We start from the raw sequence: 18,487 nt of genomic DNA, 5'->3' as shown, positions 1-18,487 counted from the left end.
AGTTAGCTCAGCAATACTTTGTTGCGTAAAACCACTTTTCTTTAGAACGGCGATCTGGCATCTTTGCGCATAGGTCAGTTGTTTGTAATGTCTCATTGTAAAATCTCTTGCCGGAGAAAAAGCAGTTAGCTTATGAGCAACTGACCACTTAATCTAGCCAAAACAAGTTATGCACTTACAATTTGAATCTAGGTTGTTTAATTGGGAATATACCTAACAATTATATGAAGTGTAAGTTTGTATATGTGCATTGTTACACAACAAGCTATCTATAAATGTTTAAATTCGTTAACGAGTGTAAATAAAACGTTAATCACCAGATTTAAAAACTAACTTACCAATTAAATTGTTTACTAAGTAAGCATCGATTTAGCGCTAAATGTATTACAAAAGAGTATGTTACAATTAAGGTAAAGCATATCTTCATATTGAGTATTATGGCGCAGTATATTGCTACTCCAAGTTGGCTAGGCCGTTTTTTTACCCGTATTAAACACGTAACTATTGAACAAGAGCGCCTTGTTGTGCATTTTAGAAGTGCTCCCGCACGGACATTTTTAATTAAAGACTTTTATAATTACTCAATACTTAAAAACCGTTTATTTAGCGCCAAAATTAATTTGTGCGACAGTAGCAATACATCAATTAGCTTTTTAAACAAATCACAAGCGAACGCTTTAAATACTGCCCTTAACACGCGGTTTTCAGCCCTGCTTGAGCAAAAGGTAAATAACGCAAAGATTTCGCTCAAGCGCTATGCTTTAGATGAGTTTTTACGTGATAGTTCCATAAAAACACTTAATAATGATGTGTTTTTGCTTACCAAGCAGTACGCTAAAAGTACAAGTGTGTGGCAACAACACTTATCGCCAAGTAGTATTAAATTTTTAAATATACTAAGCACCACACCCAATACTCACGATGCAATTGCACAGTTGCGCCATAAATATGAAAAAAAACAACTAACTCTTAAAAATGACTTTTTTAATCAAGTAGAGTCAAATCCATTAACAACAGAGCAGCGCTTAGCGGTAATACGCGATAACGATAAAAATTTAGTATTAGCGGCAGCAGGCACAGGTAAAACATCTGTGATGGTAGCAAAGTCTTTAGATTTAATAGCATGCAATATTGCTAAGCCTGAGCAAATTTTGGTGCTGGCCTATAATAAAACAGCAGCAAATGAGCTTAAAGAGCGCTTTATTAAACGCGCCACGCATGCAAAATTGCATACCAAAGCACCCACTATTTTAACGTTTCATGCGCTTGGGCTTAAATTACTACAAAGTGCTAAAAAGCCAATCGAATTATCAAAATTTGCAACTGACCCAGTTCAATTAAATAGTTGGTTAACTGGGTGGGTAAGTAAAAAAATACAAACCGAACCACAGTTTTTAAAAGCATTTTTAGATTTACTCCATGAGCCGATTGATATATTTAGCTTTAAAGATAATGCACAGTACGAGCGGTACGTACGCGATAACGAATACCGTAGCCTTGCGGGTCATAAAGTAAAAAGTTATCAGGAAGTGCTTATTTCAAACTGGCTACATTTGAATTGCGTACCGCACAGTTATGAGGTGAATTATCACTTTAGCCAAGGCGCAGAGCGAAGTGGGCAATACCAACCAGACTTTTATATACCTCAATATGATATTTACCTAGAGCACTTTGGCATTGATAGGCAAGGGAATACACGTGCCGATATGGATAAAAAACATTATAACGAGCAAGTTGCATTTAAGCGCAAACTGCATAAACAAAATGGCACCACCTTACTCGAGACCTTTCATTACAACTGGGTAGAAGGAAAGCTAGAGCAAACCCTCGCAAAGCAATTAAAGCAGCATAATGTTGAATTAACACCTTTAAGTAACGACGAAATATTTCATACTTTAAATAACTCAGGGCAGTTACAGCAAGTGATTGATAAGTACATAAAATGTTTACAAGCTATTCGAGTGGAGCAACTAAGTAATAAGCAAATAGAACAGCGCATTAAGCAAAGTGGTATTAAAAATTACCAGCAATATGCAAACTTGTTAGTGCAAATTCATGATGCTTATATAAATGAACTAAACGCGCAAAGTACCATTGATTTTGACGACATGATTATTCAAGCAACAAAGGCGATAGTAAGCGGAGATTTTAATATTCCATGGAGCCACATTTTAGTTGATGAGTTTCAAGATATATCAAGCGCGCGCATGGCTTTCATAAATGCCATATTAAAACATGGCAAAGGAATACGATTTACTGCTGTTGGTGATGACTGGCAAGCAATTTATCGGTTCTCGGGTGGTAATTTAGCGCTTACTACACGCTTTAATGAATTAGTGGGCAGCCACTCTCTTACTATGCTGCAAAAAACATTTAGATATAACAATAGTATTAGTGATGTAGCAGGGCGTTTTGTAATGCAAAACCCTGAGCAATATAAAAAGCAGATCAGCACACATACACAAGTAGCCACTTCACAAGTTATTTTATTAGACGATTTATACCAAGGTACTAAATCGATAGAAATAAAAGTACAACAGAGCATAAGCACTATTCAAAAAAATGATGCATCAGCGAGCATTGCCATACTTAGTCGATATAGATACATGTTAAATAGCGTGCAGCAGCATTTAAAAGATAAAAAGCATACAAACACTCTTTATTTTTGGACATTGCATAGTGCCAAAGGGCTTGAAGCCGATTACTGTATTATCATTGGTTTTGAACAAGGTAAATTAGGGTTTCCTAGCGATAATCAAAATAATGTGCTGGTGGAGTCGTTATTACCAGAGCAAGATGAATTCACTCACTCAGAAGAAAGGCGTTTGCTTTATGTAGGTATTACGCGCGCTAAACATAAAGCGTATTTAATTGCAGACCCTTATGCATGCTCAGCGTTTGTAAAAGAACTAGTAAATGACGATTATCCTATTCAAATCGGCTCCACGTTGTTTAACAAGTCGCAACTAAAGCAAAGAGAGTGTAATACGTGCAGCGACGGATTAATTGTGCCAAAAACGGGTCAGTATGGTGATTATTATAGCTGTACTAATACGCAGATTTGTGAAACTAAACTACGAGTGTGTAAAAGCTGTAGTAGCCCCTCGGTTGATAAAAGCACGTATTCACAATGTGTGAATACAGAGTGTAAAACGCAGCACCCAATTTGTGAAAAGTGTGGTCGCGAAATGCGTAAACGCAAATCTAAGCACGGTGAATTTTTAGGGTGCAGTGGTTTCGCTCTTAAAGAAGATAACTGTAAAAACACTCGAAAAATGATTGTTTAACGGCTAACAGGTAGGTTTACACTTGTCTATTTTATAGAACTATGTAAATAGAAATTATATTCATTTTATTGATTTTAACAAGTTATCAATGTCTAATAGAAGAATGAGCTTTAACTGTTGTTTATTATGCATTTTTTCAATAGGTTCTTTTTATTAAACGATCACTATTCAGCCCCTGATCAGGTTGCTAATTGGCGAATAAGTGCACTGCGCATTATTCTATCGTTAGTAATGGTGTTATGCTTTGCTGTGGCGTGCCACACGTACACAAGCGCTATTGAATTTAACTTAATTTATATTGTTGTATTAACAAGCAGCTTTCTTGCTACTGCATGTGGTTTACTTATAGCAAGTAAGCGTTTTTATCACTTTAGCGCTCATGCACTTTTAATAGCCATTGTAGCTGCTAGCGTGTCAATGAACTTATTTTTAACAGACCTAGAACTTGCTAAAGTGGGCTCTATGTATATGTATTCTTGCCCGATAATCGCACTTATGCTACTTGGTTATAGAACAGCCCTTGCTTATGGCGTATTAAATATTGCGCCGTTTTATATGATCATCAATAACGTTGATGTCTCGGGTTTAACCGGCATAGCTCAACAACTTCCCGACGCTGACTTATACATTACAGGGCTTATATTTTTATTTTTTAACATTTGTATTCCCCTTGCTGTGGCGCGCACAATTGTGGCTGCTAAGCGTTTAAACAAAACAATGATAAGCGCTAATACACACCTTAAAGATAAAAATGAGCTTTATCGAAGCCTGTTCACCGAATCAAATAAAGCCAAAATTATTGTTGACGAAAATCTTGTCATTACTGATTTTAATCAACATGCTATTGATATGTTTGGTATAAAAAAAGAATTAAAAGAAGGAAGCGTTAATCTTTCTCATTTATTTCCGGCCTTAGTTTTTGACGACTCTAATGCTCAAAATAAAATTGTGAAGTACAAAAAAAGTTATTTTAAAGCCAGTTATCAGCAAATAACAATGAGTACAAACTACCGTGTATATGACTTTTACGATTGCACGCAAGAGCAGCTCATTAAACAAAATTTATCGATGATGGAACAAGAAAATAAACGTTTACGCTTTAGAGACTCGCAAACAAAACTACCTAATAGAGAATGGTTTGAGCTGCAATGCGACAGATTAACAAGCAAATACCAAAAAGGTTTTTATATCATTGTTGCGCAAAGTGCAAATAGTGAATACTTAAATTTGAAGCTCACTAAAGCCGACTCTCAAGCATTACTTATTAACGCGTACAAGCGTTTAAAAGCGATGCCAGATGGGCCGCTGTTGTGTGCTCATATAGGAGTAGGAAAGCTTGCTTTTATAATTGGCGCAAACTCGCAAAACGAGCTAGAAGATAAGCTATTAATGCAAATAAAAAATACATTAGATAAAACATATAATGTATTTGGTACTAAGTGTCAGCAATCATTTTTATTTGGTTTTGCAAAGTATCCTGATCATGGAAAAAACAGCGCAACAGTACTTAGCAATGCATGCGAAGCACTTAAACTAGCAAATTGTAATATGGCCCTTAGTGGTTATAACGAAAAACAATCACAAGCTTTTATCGAAAAATACGAAATTTCAATGTTATTAGATGAAGCGCTTCAGCAGGGCGATTTGTCGGTGCACTATCAACCTAAAGTAGATGCAACGGGTCAATGTATAGGGCTTGAAGCCTTAGCGCGTTGGAACAGTCCAATACTGGGTAATGTGTCGCCAGTGGTATTTATTCCTATTGCCGAAGAATACAGAATGGTTAGTCGGTTAACCGACCTGATTATTCAAAAGGTGTGCGCTCAAATTGCCGATTGGACCAAGGCGGGTTTACCGAGTGTGCCGGTGGCAATAAATATATCTCTAATTGATTTTAGCCAAACCGATTTTATGTCAAAACTGGTTAAATACCTTGCCGACTTTAACGTAAAGCCACCTCAAATAGAGTTAGAACTGACTGAAACCTCTCTTGAGGCAAACCAAGCGCATTCGCTAAAGCTTATGCAAACGCTGCAATCGTGGGGTTTTACTATTTCGGTCGATGATTTTGGGGTGGGTTATTCTAATATTGCACGCCTTGCCGATTACCCTATTAACAAGCTCAAGTTAGATCGCTCATTAATAAGCCAAGTAACGAGCTCTACGCGTCAAAAAAGTTTAGTTAAAGCGGTGCACGTTATGTGTGAAGAGCTTGATATTAAGTGTGTAGCCGAAGGAGTAGAAACCCAAGAGCAAGTAGCAATAATGACGCAAATGGGGTGTAAAGAATTTCAGGGCTTTTACTTTGCTAAACCAATGCCAGCCGAAAATTTTGCAGAACATGTTAGTCGCCATGGCTTAGTGTTTAACCCTAAAGAGATGACGGCTCAACTTTAAATGTATTTAGTGGGCACTATATAGAACATATACACCTAAGGTATGTATGTTCTATAAAACTAGCTGGGTTTTATTACCTAATTACAGAGCTGTTGGGCGTTTATGGTTATTTCGCACTGATGAATAGCCTCAGCTCCCCAATGCTGTATATCTGATTGAGCAGTACAGCCTGCATCTTCAATTAAAGCAGTATTGGCATCACATAAGAGTAGCACTGCGTTATCATCTTGTATGTTCACGATAAGCGTGTATTCCCCAAAGGGTGCAAGTTTGCTTAAATCGTTATTAACAGCAGCTTTTAATAACTCATCAGTAGTTGAATAGGGTGTTTCACTAAATTTTAATGTGCCATCAACGGCTGTAGCAATATCTTTTAATTGCGAGGCTAAGTCGGCCATCACTTCTGGATTGTTGTTTTTAGGAGTGTAGCAACCGCTAAGTAATACTATGAGGCTTATACAAAGTAAGTGTTTCATTTTATTTGCTCCATACCGTCATCGTGTTGTGTTCATCGTAGCCTGTATCTAGGTTCCAATTTTTAATTACACTGTAATCAGTATCTAAAAATACGGCATTGGCAATAATGGTTATGTAGTGCTGAATATTGCTAACGGCAAAGTCAAAAATATCGTTGTAATGCATAGGCTCGTGCGGCGTTTTTAGTTGTTCAATAAAAGTGGAGTCTACTTCGTTTGGGCGAGGATAAAACAAACCTAAATCAGCAGCAACATGGCGTGCGCAGGCAAATAATCGATAGCTTTCTTCAACATTATTTACTACAAGCTGAAAACCGTTATGCCATGAATTAAAGTTAGGAGCGTGTTGTGCAGCGTAGCTTGGGTGAACCGTTAACAAAGCATGTTGCCAAATTTTTGCAATATCGGTATCAAAATTATCGTCTTTGTTAGTACAAGATCCAATATTTTGTTGCACGCGGTCAGCATAACCTAACTCACCTAAATTTAAACGCTGCCAAATAAATGCATCTTGGTTCATTTCGCAGGCACGGTGCGCCGTTTGATTTTGCTCATACGGGCCTACTTTTAATTCAACAACCGGATGCACCGTTATATCCGCAGCAACATGGGCCATATAACCGCATAACCAAGCAAAGCACTTTTCAAATGCTTCACTTTCAAGTGTTTTGCAGTATTCAATCATGGCTTTAAGTAAATCGCCTGTGTGCTCATAGTGCATTAGGTCGGCCCACGCATTTTGGCTAGGCTGCGCTACTGCTAAGTAAGGATAATCGGGGGCTACACAGCCTAGTTCAAGGTATGCTTGGCGTTGGCTCAAAATAAGTTTTGCCTTTTTAGGCATATCCATTTTAGCGAGTGATTTGGTTTGCGTTGCAATATTAACGGCTGTGATGTGCGCAAAAGCACCTGGCATTGTCATATCCTTATGATTTATTAATAAGAGTACAGGTTAACATTGAGAGGGGGTTAAATAAAGCCAACTAAATGCAAGTATAGCGGGGGTAAACACCTATTAAATTAGCTGCTCAACTAATTGGCCATTCTCGTATAATTTAGCATGTTGACGTTTATGTTCTTCAAATAGGTAAGCTCTTAGTTGCTCTTGACCGCTATGAATTTGTGTTATTTTAGCAGCTATACCTTGCGTGCTTTGTCTTACGGGTTCTATCTCCATCGAAATACTTTGTTTGTTAGGCAAAATAAATTCCATGTGCTGCGATTTATTTAAATGGTTACCTTTTCTGAGGGGTTTTAAAAACATCCCCGTGTTTGATATTGATTCAATTTTAAACCCTTGGCTTTTAATATTTAGCTCACTCCAGCGCCAACTGCGCAGTGTGCCTTGTGTGTCTATTACTTCGGGGGCGTTTAAAATAGGTTTGATTATACCGGCGCTATCAATTTTTAAGTCCAACGGAAACCATAACTGATAGTGTGCAACCTCTGCGAGCAGGGTTAAATTAGCGCTACTAAGTAAGTGAGCAATATTGGCTGGTACTGAACTTTGTAACGTTAAAACGTGACTGTTGTGCGCATGTGACTTTTTATTAGGCTTGAATAACTCAGCAAAAAAATTTATCTCTTCATTAGAAAAGTCCATATTTCACCCCAGTTACATAAAATAATTCACCACCGTAATTTAAACAATGAAATTGGTCAATAAATGCTCCGTTTAAATTTGTTTAGATAATATTTACAAAGGCAAAAGGGCAAACTAAACAACGTATTTAAATGAAGTGCTTAACCCTATCGCTTTTCAGAGACTTGAATTATTTAACATTTATAAAAATATATTTAGGCTCAAGTGGCTAGCTGTTAAACTGCAACACATTAGTTTTATAATTTATATTAGAGTTTACATTATGATATGTGCATTTTTACGTGATCAACAGCCGAAGTTACTAGGTATGTTAGTGGCATTGTTTGGTGTTGGATATTCAATAAATGCAGTGGCTCAAGAGCAAAACCAAACTTTAATTTTAGTGGGGTCAGAGCTTACTACCTGTACTAGCGCAAAGCTTAACAATTGCCAAAAAGAGACTGCTATTGATGGTAAGTCACATAATTTATATGCTGTTAGCAGCGCTCAAATAAAAAACATCACGCAGCATTGGCCTAATAATAACGTTGAGGCAAAAACGGCTGTATTAAAAACACTTAAAACCTTGCTAGGTAAATCGTCAAATAGTGTATCTAAAACAGATTTATTATGGCTATGGCGCGATATAAATAACCAGCAATTAGAAAGCCTGACTCAGCAAGAGTACAACTTTGTATTTGATATGCTAGAAGTGCCGCTACTTGATAAAAACGGTGAGCGCTTAAAAGAGCAAGTAAATACCGATTTTAATATTGAGGTCGCGACTAATAGTATTTTACAATTTGTGTCGGGCAGTTTAAAAGTTAATAACGCAAAACCCACCATGCTTGCTATTACGGCATCGAGCCGCGACCCTTATGAGTCGGCAGATGTAGCGCAGAGTCTTTTAGCACAATCAAATATAAACACTCAATGGTTAGCACTAACGCCAGCACTTGCTAAAGCGATTACGAGTAACTCGTGCGATGAATTACCCGCTCTCAGAAATACATTAATGAATGTGTATAACCGGGAAGCAATTTATCTAGAGTACACAAAGTCCGAATACGCTTTATGCAAAAGTGGCACTAATGCACTTGTATCACTTATTAAAAATAGTACCGGTGTGATGTTTAATAGCGGTAATGCAGCATTAACTCACAAGGTATTATTTGATCAAAACAATAATCCATACCCGTGGACGCAAGCATTGCAAACTCGCCCAGTAATTGTAGGTGAAGGCGCGGGCGCAGCAATCCAAAGTAAAGTGACGGGCATGTTTACAAATACGACAAGCCTTGAGGCACTTCGCAAAAATGAAAATAACACTAATGCTGGTGGACTTGGCAGCTTTAATTTTGGTGTACTAGATACTCAGTTTAGCGAACAAAACCGTACATTTAGGCTTACAGCAGCGTTAAATAAAAATGAAGTAAAAAAGACTAAAACAGAGATTCAACATGGTTTTGGTATTGATGAAAATACGGCTTTGGTTGTTATTAAATCGCCAGAAGGTAGTTTAATAACCGTAATAGGCAAAAGTGGTGTAGTGCATTTAGCTAACCAAGGTAAAGCACAACCTGAGAGTAAGAGCTATAGCTACTCGTATTGGCCTACAAGCAGTGTAATTGAAATTACCAATAACACGTTTACTCTAAGCAAGCGCACAATAGATGAGGCGTTACCCGCTATAAAAATACCTCCACTGCCTGTGCAGCGATTTGGTGCAATTTTAACAAATTCAAAACTGCGATCACTTACTCAAGCTATGTGCCTAAGCCAAGAGCAAAGTGCGGTAGCTCAACAAGATGAGTTTATAATTAGCCTTACAGCAACGAGTGACACACAGTATCATCGCGTTAATGCAAAAGAGTTTGGTTGTGCACTAAGCAATTTAGAGTTAGCTATAAAGTCGATTTAGTTACTAACCTGAGCCAAGGGTTTAAGTTTTTGGCTCTTCTCTATAAAATAGCCACCATAATGATTTAAAAGCCTAGCCAAGGCCTTACTAAAAGAGTTTTAAAATGAATAATGAAAATGACGTAATTGATACTTTAGCCGAACTAGAAAGCTTTTTAATAGATGTCGAAAACGGTGGTTTTGGACTTAAAGGTGTTGCCGGTGTTGGTATGGCTACTAATAACAAAGATGGCAGCCGTTTTGTTGCTGTGTTTGACGATAATCAAAAGCTACTTTTAGCACGCATGATTACAGAAAACGTATTCCAAACAGGGCAAGACATGGTACGAAATGGTGTAGGGCGCAAGCACTAATATTAACTTTACTGAATAACGCCACTGTAAAATGCGTTATTCAGTAAGTATTTATAAAATCAAAATATTGAAATTAAAAGTCCATTTCCCAATCTAGTTGGCACCATGGGTGCTCGTCATCAGCTAATATACTTTGTAATGTAGCAGCCGTATCATTTATTTTCTCAAATAAATCATGGCTAAAATTAAAGTCAGGGTTTGGCTCGCTGTACGTTTCTTGAGTTGTAATCTTTTGCCATATACACCGACCAACTACATAACTAGTTGCATACTCTTGCCAGCTAATAAATAAGGTTTGTGCCAGTTTTCCAATAGGCTTAAGGTAATGCCATGCTTCTTCTTCGGTTAAAAAATTAACGCTAACACCACAACGACATAAAAAAGCATAGCGGCCAATATCAAAAGCTCTAATACCACAACGAGCCAGTGAGAATTTATGTATTCCTGCCCAGTCCGACATAATACCTATAGGCGTATTTTGATAGGCAGTAGATTTATTCTCAATGTAGTATCTTGCTAATAAATCATTTCTGGTGAGTTCAGCCATACAACTCATGAAAACTTGGCTATTTGATGTGTTATAAAAAACATTTAAAGTTTCAATTAATTCTTCTTTTGTTGTAACGCCATAAGCATTATCTAAAATACTTAAATTACCGTTAGCAACTGACTCGTCAGTGTAGTTTTTATTGTGATGTTTTAAGGTATTCAATGAATAACCATTTTGCATTGAAAGGTGCCCTGAGAGGCTAATAAGCCATAATTTTTGCTCTGAACTTAAGGTCGCATCATCCGCAATTACACAAGGTACTTCACTTTGATTGTGCATCTACAATCTCCTTTGTTATTTGCAGTTTTTGGCATATATCATTGTAATTAGGATGCATTGGCTGTCCATGTTCAACGAGCTTTTCACAACACTCCACTGCAAATTCAAGTGAGTATATCCCAAGCCTCTGATGTCCGTATTTATCTGCGGCTAATATTAATATGGGTATTGCTGCATCATATTGATCTAAGGCAGCTAGCGATCGCCCTTTGTAATAGTAGGTTTGTGGTAAATTAGAAAACTCGCTCATCGTGATGTTTGCGAGCTTAATACAGGTATCAAAATCATCTATATCAAAAGCTATGTGAATAAACTTTAAGCTCCAACTTGGTTGGTGTGTGATTTTTGGCATAGCTTGCTTAATAGCATAAATAGCGGCTTGTTTTATTTGCTTCACAATCGCTTTATCTTCGAAGTTTGCCAATTTAGCCATTAACGCATGTAGCATTGCCCAAGCATATTGCTGTTTATAGTCTAAATCAGCATAGAGGGCGTAACCCATGGGTTTATTGGGTTTTCCATCATGATCAGTCGCTGGAAGATCTAATGTTTTGAGTTCTAATTGTGAGTATATATTCTCTTGTACAGAGCCTAGCACGCGAGGGGTTTTATAAAACTTGTTAGGAGATGGTTGTATTTTTTTTGCGATAGTTTCCATTATCAAATTAAAATCAATTGAGTCTGGGCAATATATAAATAAATCAACCAGTAGTGGCCAAGGATCTATCTGTTTTTGTAAATGTAGATTCATAAAGGCGATAAAAACGTCAAATGCTTCATCTAAGCGTTCTAGCTTAGCAAGGCATAAAGCCTGTAAATAATTGCAATCAGCGTGAAAAATTAGAGGGTATGTTTGAGTCGTTATTAAAGCATCTTTGTAGCGACCATTTTCAAATTGTAACGTCGCTATTTTAAGAGCGTTACTTTCCTCATTTTTTTTAAGATCTTTTATGTAGTATCGACGGGCGATAATCAAAGCAGAGCGAAGGTCTATATCCTCAGGGCTAGTATAAAAATAAGAGTTTAAATACGTATATGCTTTTTCATAATTTTTAAGGTGCAAATAACACAGACCAATCTCTTTAGTCATATTCATCGCATAAAAACTTTTCATAAGTTCTCGCTGCGCAAGATAAATAGTGAGTGCTATATCATAGTTTTTAAGCTTAAATTCTGCGTGTGCTTGTAAATCTCGCAGCTGATCTATGCTTGCATCTGTAGGCTCTGGCAATGAGGCAAGTAACTTACTAATTTCTGTGTATGCACCCAATGTCCATAAATAGTTAGCAACATAAAGATAAAGTGACTCGTCATTATAAAATACCAAATTAATTCGCTGCATAAGCGTAATTAGCTGCTCAGCTGTAAGCTTAGAATATATACATTGCTCTTCTATTAAGTTACGTAACTGAAGATGCTGCTGCAGCTGTTCAAAGCTGATATTGTGATCAATGTTAGATAGGGCATCGATTCGCAGTGGTAGGCTCTGAATATAATGATGCAGTGCAATAGCAAGTTCACGGTAGTGATTATTTTTATTGGTTACTAACTCACTAGAGATTTTCATACTCTCATCTAAAAATTTAAATACCGAGGCAGATAAAAAGTAATTCTCTGAAAAGAAATCAATTAAAGTAAATGAGACTTGCTGACTTTGATCGACATCCCAAAATAATGGCGACGAAAATAATAACTTCCATTGTTCAACATCGCTGCGAGATAACACATTACAATATAATTCATTGAGTGCTACTTGCAGCTCTGAAATAGAGCGAACACAATTTAACTCGATAGGTTGAGGCTTAACTATTTCAACTTCTGTAGGTGCGGGAGAGGGCTCTTTTTCATCAAAAAATGACTCGTTAATAACGCCTTTTTTTTCGTGCTCATCTTCAAATACTTGATTGGGTGCTTTGTCTTCATTTTTAGCAGGTCGTTTAGCCTCTTTAATAGCTAACTCATATGCTTTTCGTAAATCTTTAAACTCTTCGGGAAACTCTGTTGGCGATGTTTTTTTTAGAATCTCTGTATAAGCGAGTTTAATAAGGCGTTTATCTGTTGTGGCTTCAATGCCTAATATTTTCCAATAGTTCATTACTTCACTCTTTATTTAATGCATGTAATTTTTTAACTGAAACTATTTTTTATTAGTTAACTTTAATAGTTAATTTTAATAACTAAGATAGCGCTTTATATTTTCGATCATACGCTCTATTTTGTGGTTATCGTGTGTTTCTAACACTTCCATAAATTGACCAATCGCCTCGCCAATCTCTCGCCTTTTATCGCCTAGACTTTCTTGGAATAGACGCTCTAACTTTGCTTTAAATGCAGTATTTACAAGTTTGTCTTTAGGCAAAACCTTAAGTGCATTAAGTCGTGAAAAACGTTCACGTAACTCACTTTCATTCAAGCTTTCTTCATTTTCGCCTACATAAGTGCGGTATTTTTTGTCACTTGCAACATTAGTTACTTCAACTTCAAGTACACCATTAAGATCGTAGGTATATGTTAAATATAACTCTTGTATTATATTTAACGGCTCAAGATTTATTTCTAAATCGCCTAAAAACACATTATCTTTAGGGAGATAATGTTCACCCTGATAAATTTTAATGAGTACTTTTTCTTGTTCAGGGTGAGCTGAATAAACAGAACGAGTTTCGCTTACAGGAATCGTCGCGTTACGTTCTATAATAGGCAAAAACTCAGACTGACCATGTTTGTTGTTTACCTCCACGCCTAAAGTGAATGGGCAAACATCAGTCATTATTACGTCTTTCAATTCTTTAGCACGTGCGCTCATACCTGCCTGAATTGCAGCACCAGTAGCGATAGCATGGTCAGGGTTATATTGAGTTTGCGGTATGCGTGAAAACACACGGCTAATTTGCTGTTGAAAAATAGGCATACGCGTAGCGCCGCCAACAAGAATAAGTCCATCAACGTCTTCAAGTGTTAAGTCAGCGTCAGACATCGCACGGTTAATAGGAAACTTAATTCGCTCAATTAACTCGCTACACAATGTACGATAATCTTCCAGAGTGAGGGTATATGAATACGTTTTTTCTTTATATTCAAAATTAAAGCTGGCTGTTGACTCGTTAGTTAATTGGCACTTTAAACGCTCGCACAACGACCAAATATTACGTAGTTCACTATCTGAGAAAAACCCTTTGTACAAATCGTTTTTCTTATAAAGATCTTCTTCAATAACGTTAGTAAAGTCGTTACCGCCTAAGTAGTTATCACCCGATGAGGCGTGTATTTCAAATATGTCGTTAAATACCTCAATAACCGACACATCAAATGTACCGCCACCAAGCTCCAGTACTAAGTAAGTTTGCTCACAGTTTTTATTATCGAGCCCATAAGCGAGTGCTGCGGCTGTGGGTTCATTAAGTAATCGCTCAACTTTAAGGCCTGCAAGTAAAGCCGCTTGTTGCGTTGCTTGGCGTTGTTTATTGTTAAAATAGGCAGGTACCGAAATAACGGCTTCAGTAATAGGCTCTTGTAAATAATGTTCGGCTTGCTCTTTAAGGCTTTTTAATAAAATGGCTGATAGTTCAGTTGCGCTATAATCTTGCTCGCCCAATGAAAAGGTTTTATCAGTGCCCATAAAACGTTTAAATTCACAAATTGTGTGTGCGGGGTGGGTTGCTAATCGATCCCTAGCGGCTTGGCCTACAAGAATATAATTATCTTCCGACAAGCCAACAATTGAAGGAACGAGCACATTACCCTCCATATCTGGAATTAACTTAACCGCGTTATCTTGCCATATTCCCACTACGCTATGAGTTGTACCGAGATCTATCCCTATTTTCATTTTATTTCCCTTACTGAATGACTTAAATCATCGCTATGCTAAGTTACTTAATACAGAGTCTTAAATTCAACTTAGTTTTGCATCGATGCCATTATACAGTTTAATTAAAAACCTATTATTAATATCTGATTAAAAATTATACGCTTAACTTTATGTTTTTCAAAATGTTAACGAGCTAGTGTTTATTTAATACATAAAGAAAACTTAATTGAAGAACAGCCACATCCTAAGTATGAATCAGGTGAAAGTGAGTTTCATTCTAAAGTTGATAATTTAAAATCATGGATAAGCTATTTCGGAGTACCTGGGTATTACTTGAGGACTGTGAAGAGATACTGGTAGTAAAGTAAGATTATTAAATATTAAAGAATAACTTACTTTCAAACAGCACTGAGGGAGGTATTATAAAGCCTAAAGTTTAACAGGGAGAGAATATAGAGCTTTATATTCAATTTGCATGCAGCAAATGTGGCGAAGAGGTTTATTTTAAACACTATATAGATGATTGTAATGTGCCTATACCTGGTAGTTCTAACGATGATACAGGTGAAGATTTAATAACAAATGATTGCAAACGATGTGGTGATAATAGAAATGTTATTATTAATTATGACTTTAGCTCAGCAGGTTTTTTTGTCGCGAACAACGATGCACTTCTAGTAACCGATGATGATTACACACTGAAAAGAGCATATATAAATGCAATTTATTCATTAAATGAGCTACAAGAAGCTGATGTAAACTATACAGATTTCATAGGACGACTTTTTTTTACACACTCAATAACAATTTTAGAAACATATTTATCTGATCTATTTAAGTTTTATATTAATAGTAACTTCAGTTGCTTTTTGAAGTTTATTGAAAGCTCAAAAGATTTGAAGAGTGAGAAGTTTACCTTAGTGGACTTTTTAACCAATAAAAATTTACCACTTCAAAAAGTCAACTCTAGGCTAGATGAACTTTTATTCCATAACTTAGGTGTTGTATCTGCATTGTTCGAAGGTGTATTCAATTTAAAAATTAATGATGTCATTGGCAGAGAAAATAGAAGCTCCTTAGAGAAGCTTATTAGCTATAGGCATGATTGTGTTCATCGAAATGGGCGAACAAAAAATGGTGAGAATATTTTTACAGACAGAGATGTAAATATGAAAATATTTGACGAAATGAAGAGGACTATTCATAAAATCCATCTAGCAGTATTAAATTTAGAGATAGAAATTAACAGTAATTAAAGATACTTATGAAATCATATAGATCGAATGTAATTTTGGTGTTTTATATACCTCTACGATTTACAAACAGTAGTATAAAACAATTTAAGGCATATTTGATGCTATTAATATGCTGTATTACATTTGTTGTGAAATAAAGGGTAGTGTTTTTAATATATAGAATTGATTTGAAAGGGAATTAATTGGTCGGTATGGAGAGATTCGAACTCTCGACCCCTGCCACCCCATGACAGTGCGCTACCAAGCTGCGCCACATACCGATTTGTATGCAATAGTACGTGTATTTTTTTAAAAATCAATAAGCGATTGTTTGTTTGGGTGTTTATTACGCAAGAGACCTAAAAAGGCACTCTTGCGGTGTATTAATTAGCTAGTCTTTATTTAACCACTTTTTGATCGAGTCATACATCTCATCTCGTATTAATGGCTGAGCTTTTTTGTTAGGGTGTAAACTATCGTTTTGCATTAGCTCAGGTTGACCAGCAACATCGAGCATAAAAAAGTTCATTAAATGCGCATTTGTTTCTTCGCTAACGCGTGTAAAAGTGTCTGTAAACATTTTGCTGTAACGCGGACCGTAATTAGGGGGAATGTAAATCTCCATTAAGGCGGTCATCGCATTAGCTGCTTGGCTTTTTTGAATAAGAGACGTTAAGTTAGTTTGCATTTTTTTGACTGGAAAACCACGTAAACCGTCATTAGCACCTAGCTCAATAAGTACATGAGTGGGTTCGTATTGCTCAAGCAATGCATCTAAACGGCGTAGGGCTCCACCAGATGTTTCGCCACTAATACTGGCGTTGATAAGTTCAATGTCGGCTTGTTCGTCATCGTATTTATCTTGTAACAATTTTACCCAGCCTTCTTCTTGTTGAAGTCCGTAGGCTGCGCTTAAACTGTCACCGAGTATTAAAATCGTGTTGTCGGCTGCTGCGCTCAGCGGTTTGATAACTAAAAATAAAATGAATACTAAACGAAGGATTGAATGAGTCATATGTCAGCGCTTTCTCAATTAAATATAATTCAGGTTAATGGTTTGTCTAAAGTAGTCTCTACCTTTGAAGGTGAGCTGCCCATCCTCAGCGACATCAGCTTTAATGTCAAGCATGGCGAGTCTGTTGCTATTGTTGGCACGTCGGGCTCTGGTAAATCAACGTTACTCAGTTTATTAGCAGGGCTGGATACCGCAAGCAGCGGCGAAATATTTTTAGATNGAGCCATTACACAATTTAGATGAAGAAGAGCGTGCTGCACTGCGCGCGGCTAAAATTGGATTTGTGTTTCAATCGTTCATGTTAGTACAAAGCTTAACTGCACTAGAAAACGTTATGCTGCCAGCAGAGCTTGCTGGTGAAAGTGATGCAAAAGAGCAAGCAATTGCATTACTTGAAAAAGTAGGCTTGAGCCATCGAATTGATCATTACCCGTCGCAACTCTCTGGCGGTGAACAACAGCGTGTTGCTATTGCGCGAGCATTTATTGGTACACCTAAAATACTGTTTGCTGATGAGCCTTCGGCTAATTTAGACAGCAAAAACGGTAAAATGATTGAATCCTTATTATTTGATTTAAACACGCAACACGGCACCACGCTTATTTTGGTGACTCACGATGAAGGGCTTGCACAAAAATGTGAGCACATTATTCAAATAGAAGCGGGTTTACTGGTAAAAAGCCAAGTAGAGGACGTTGCTAATGTGGGTTAAGTTAGCGCTTAAGTTATTTTCGCGAGAATTTCGCCGTGGTGAGCTAACAGTTATAAGCGCAGCTATCGCCCTTGCTGTTTTAACCGTGCTTACACTGTCTATGGTTACTGAGCGAATAGGGCAAAGCATTGCTCAAAAAAGCAGTGCTTTTATTGCAGCAGACCGTGTACTTGCAAGCGATCATGTTCTCGACACTGCTTTTATTACTAAAGCACAGAGCCAAAATTTAAAAACGGCGCAAATGGTGTACTTCGACACTATGTTGTTTGCCGATGATGAAATGCAGTTTAGCTCAGTAAAAGCGGCATCTAATGCGTACCCGTTAAAAGGGCAGTTAAAAGTTAAAGACACTTTAACAGGTGAAACTAAGGTTGCTAATAGCGGACCAACGCCTGGTAATGTGTGGCTAAGTGAATCAGTATTTTACAGTTTAAATATTGATATAGGCGCGCAAGTAGAGCTTGGCGCTGCATTATTTAATGTTTCAAAAGTGATTGTAGAAGAGCCCGATGCGCCATTTAATGTATTTTCGAGCAGCCGCCGCGTGCTTATTAATATTGACGATGTGGCAAAAACCGAAGTTGTGCAGCCAGGTAGTCGTGTTTATTATCGCCAACTTTATGCAGGTAGTGAGGCCGATATAAATAGCTTTTACGAGTGGCTTAAACCACAAATGAAAGAAAACCAACAATGGTACGGCGTTAAAGACCGTCAATCACCTATTTCAAATAGTTTAAACCGTGCAGAGAGCTTTTTATTACTTGCCGGCCTATTAGGTATTATTTTAGCCGCAGTGGCTATAGCCGTTTCAGCAAAACGTTATTGTGAACGACAATACGACCCAGTAGCGATGATGAAAACGCTAGGCGG

Annotated in this window: 12 protein-coding genes, 1 tRNA gene and 2 pseudogenes; 7 read left to right on the top strand and 8 right to left on the bottom strand. The window is 37.1% G+C overall.

Annotated elements, in window-relative coordinates; all coding sequences use genetic code 11:
• Nucleotides 1-437 precede the first annotated feature (437 nt).
• Together L654_RS0124710 and L654_RS1000000127615 are read left to right on the top strand one after the other, a co-directional pair.
• Complete coding sequence (locus tag L654_RS0124710; RefSeq protein WP_024609344.1) at nucleotides 438-3,287, top strand: UvrD-helicase domain-containing protein; 2,850 nt, start codon at nucleotides 438-440, stop codon at nucleotides 3,285-3,287.
• A gap of 126 nt (nucleotides 3,288-3,413) precedes the next feature.
• A complete protein-coding gene (locus L654_RS1000000127615) occupies nucleotides 3,414-5,684 on the top strand; it encodes an EAL domain-containing protein (RefSeq protein WP_024609343.1) in 2,271 nt (756 codons plus the stop codon).
• 77 nt (nucleotides 5,685-5,761) lie between these two features.
• Here L654_RS1000000127615 and L654_RS0124700 read toward each other — a convergent pair whose 3' ends face one another.
• The 3 genes from L654_RS0124700 to L654_RS0124690 form a co-directional block, all read right to left on the bottom strand.
• Nucleotides 5,762-6,160, bottom strand: coding sequence for a hypothetical protein (locus tag L654_RS0124700; RefSeq protein ID WP_024609342.1), 399 nt, complete (start codon nucleotides 6,158-6,160; stop codon nucleotides 5,762-5,764).
• A gap of 1 nt (nucleotide 6,161) precedes the next feature.
• Complete coding sequence (locus tag L654_RS0124695; protein ID WP_024609341.1) at nucleotides 6,162-7,076, bottom strand: zinc dependent phospholipase C family protein; 915 nt, start codon at nucleotides 7,074-7,076, stop codon at nucleotides 6,162-6,164.
• 99 nt (nucleotides 7,077-7,175) lie between these two features.
• Nucleotides 7,176-7,763, bottom strand: coding sequence for a hypothetical protein (locus L654_RS0124690; RefSeq protein WP_024590532.1), 588 nt, complete (start codon nucleotides 7,761-7,763; stop codon nucleotides 7,176-7,178).
• A gap of 262 nt (nucleotides 7,764-8,025) precedes the next feature.
• Here L654_RS0124690 and L654_RS0124685 point away from each other — a divergent pair, with 262 nt between their 5' ends.
• Both L654_RS0124685 and L654_RS0124680 read left to right on the top strand, forming a co-directional pair.
• Nucleotides 8,026-9,663 carry a cyanophycinase gene (locus L654_RS0124685; protein ID WP_024609340.1) on the top strand — a complete coding sequence of 546 codons (1,638 nt, stop codon included), beginning with the start codon at nucleotides 8,026-8,028 and terminating at the stop codon, nucleotides 9,661-9,663.
• 103 nt (nucleotides 9,664-9,766) lie between these two features.
• Entirely contained in the window at nucleotides 9,767-10,015 is a 249-nt protein-coding gene (locus L654_RS0124680) for a hypothetical protein (protein WP_024609339.1), read from the top strand.
• Nucleotides 10,016-10,088: 73 nt separating this feature from the next.
• On the opposite strand, the gene L654_RS0124675 is transcribed toward L654_RS0124680, so the two are convergent.
• The 3 genes from L654_RS0124675 to L654_RS0124665 all read right to left on the bottom strand — a co-directional run bounded on the left by L654_RS0124675 (nucleotide 10,089) and on the right by L654_RS0124665 (nucleotide 14,673).
• Nucleotides 10,089-10,844: a DUF1266 domain-containing protein gene (locus tag L654_RS0124675; RefSeq protein WP_024609338.1), complete on the bottom strand. Its 756-nt coding sequence runs from the start codon at nucleotides 10,842-10,844 to the stop codon at nucleotides 10,089-10,091.
• Nucleotides 10,828-12,939 carry a CDC27 family protein gene (locus L654_RS0124670; protein ID WP_024609337.1) on the bottom strand — a complete coding sequence of 704 codons (2,112 nt, stop codon included), beginning with the start codon at nucleotides 12,937-12,939 and terminating at the stop codon, nucleotides 10,828-10,830. Before L654_RS0124670 ends, L654_RS0124675 begins: the two co-directional genes overlap by 17 nt.
• A gap of 75 nt (nucleotides 12,940-13,014) precedes the next feature.
• Nucleotides 13,015-14,673: a molecular chaperone HscC gene (locus tag L654_RS0124665; protein ID WP_024609336.1), complete on the bottom strand. Its 1,659-nt coding sequence runs from the start codon at nucleotides 14,671-14,673 to the stop codon at nucleotides 13,015-13,017.
• A gap of 512 nt (nucleotides 14,674-15,185) precedes the next feature.
• On the opposite strand from L654_RS0124665, the gene L654_RS0124660 reads away from it, so the two are divergent.
• Nucleotides 15,186-15,911 carry a hypothetical protein gene (locus L654_RS0124660; protein ID WP_024609335.1) on the top strand — a complete coding sequence of 242 codons (726 nt, stop codon included), beginning with the start codon at nucleotides 15,186-15,188 and terminating at the stop codon, nucleotides 15,909-15,911.
• A gap of 183 nt (nucleotides 15,912-16,094) precedes the next feature.
• Here the strand turns inward: L654_RS0124660 and L654_RS0124655 are convergent.
• Both L654_RS0124655 and L654_RS0124650 read right to left on the bottom strand, forming a co-directional pair.
• A tRNA-Pro gene (locus L654_RS0124655) sits at nucleotides 16,095-16,171 on the bottom strand.
• 110 nt (nucleotides 16,172-16,281) lie between these two features.
• Nucleotides 16,282-16,905, bottom strand: coding sequence for an arylesterase (locus L654_RS0124650; RefSeq protein ID WP_024609334.1), 624 nt, complete (start codon nucleotides 16,903-16,905; stop codon nucleotides 16,282-16,284).
• On the opposite strand from L654_RS0124650, the pseudogene L654_RS01000000126810 reads away from it, so the two are divergent.
• Nucleotides 16,906-17,617 (top strand): annotated as a pseudogene (locus tag L654_RS01000000126810) (ABC transporter ATP-binding protein).
• Nucleotides 17,607-18,487: pseudogene (locus L654_RS0124640) on the top strand (cell division protein FtsX); the annotation flags it as partial. The pseudogenes L654_RS01000000126810 and L654_RS0124640, both read left to right, overlap by 11 nt.

The organism is Pseudoalteromonas sp. TAB23 (assembly GCF_000498075.1).
In the GTDB taxonomy this organism is placed as follows: domain Bacteria; phylum Pseudomonadota; class Gammaproteobacteria; order Enterobacterales; family Alteromonadaceae; genus Pseudoalteromonas; species Pseudoalteromonas arctica.
This window is presented reverse-complemented; position numbering and strand designations above follow the sequence as displayed.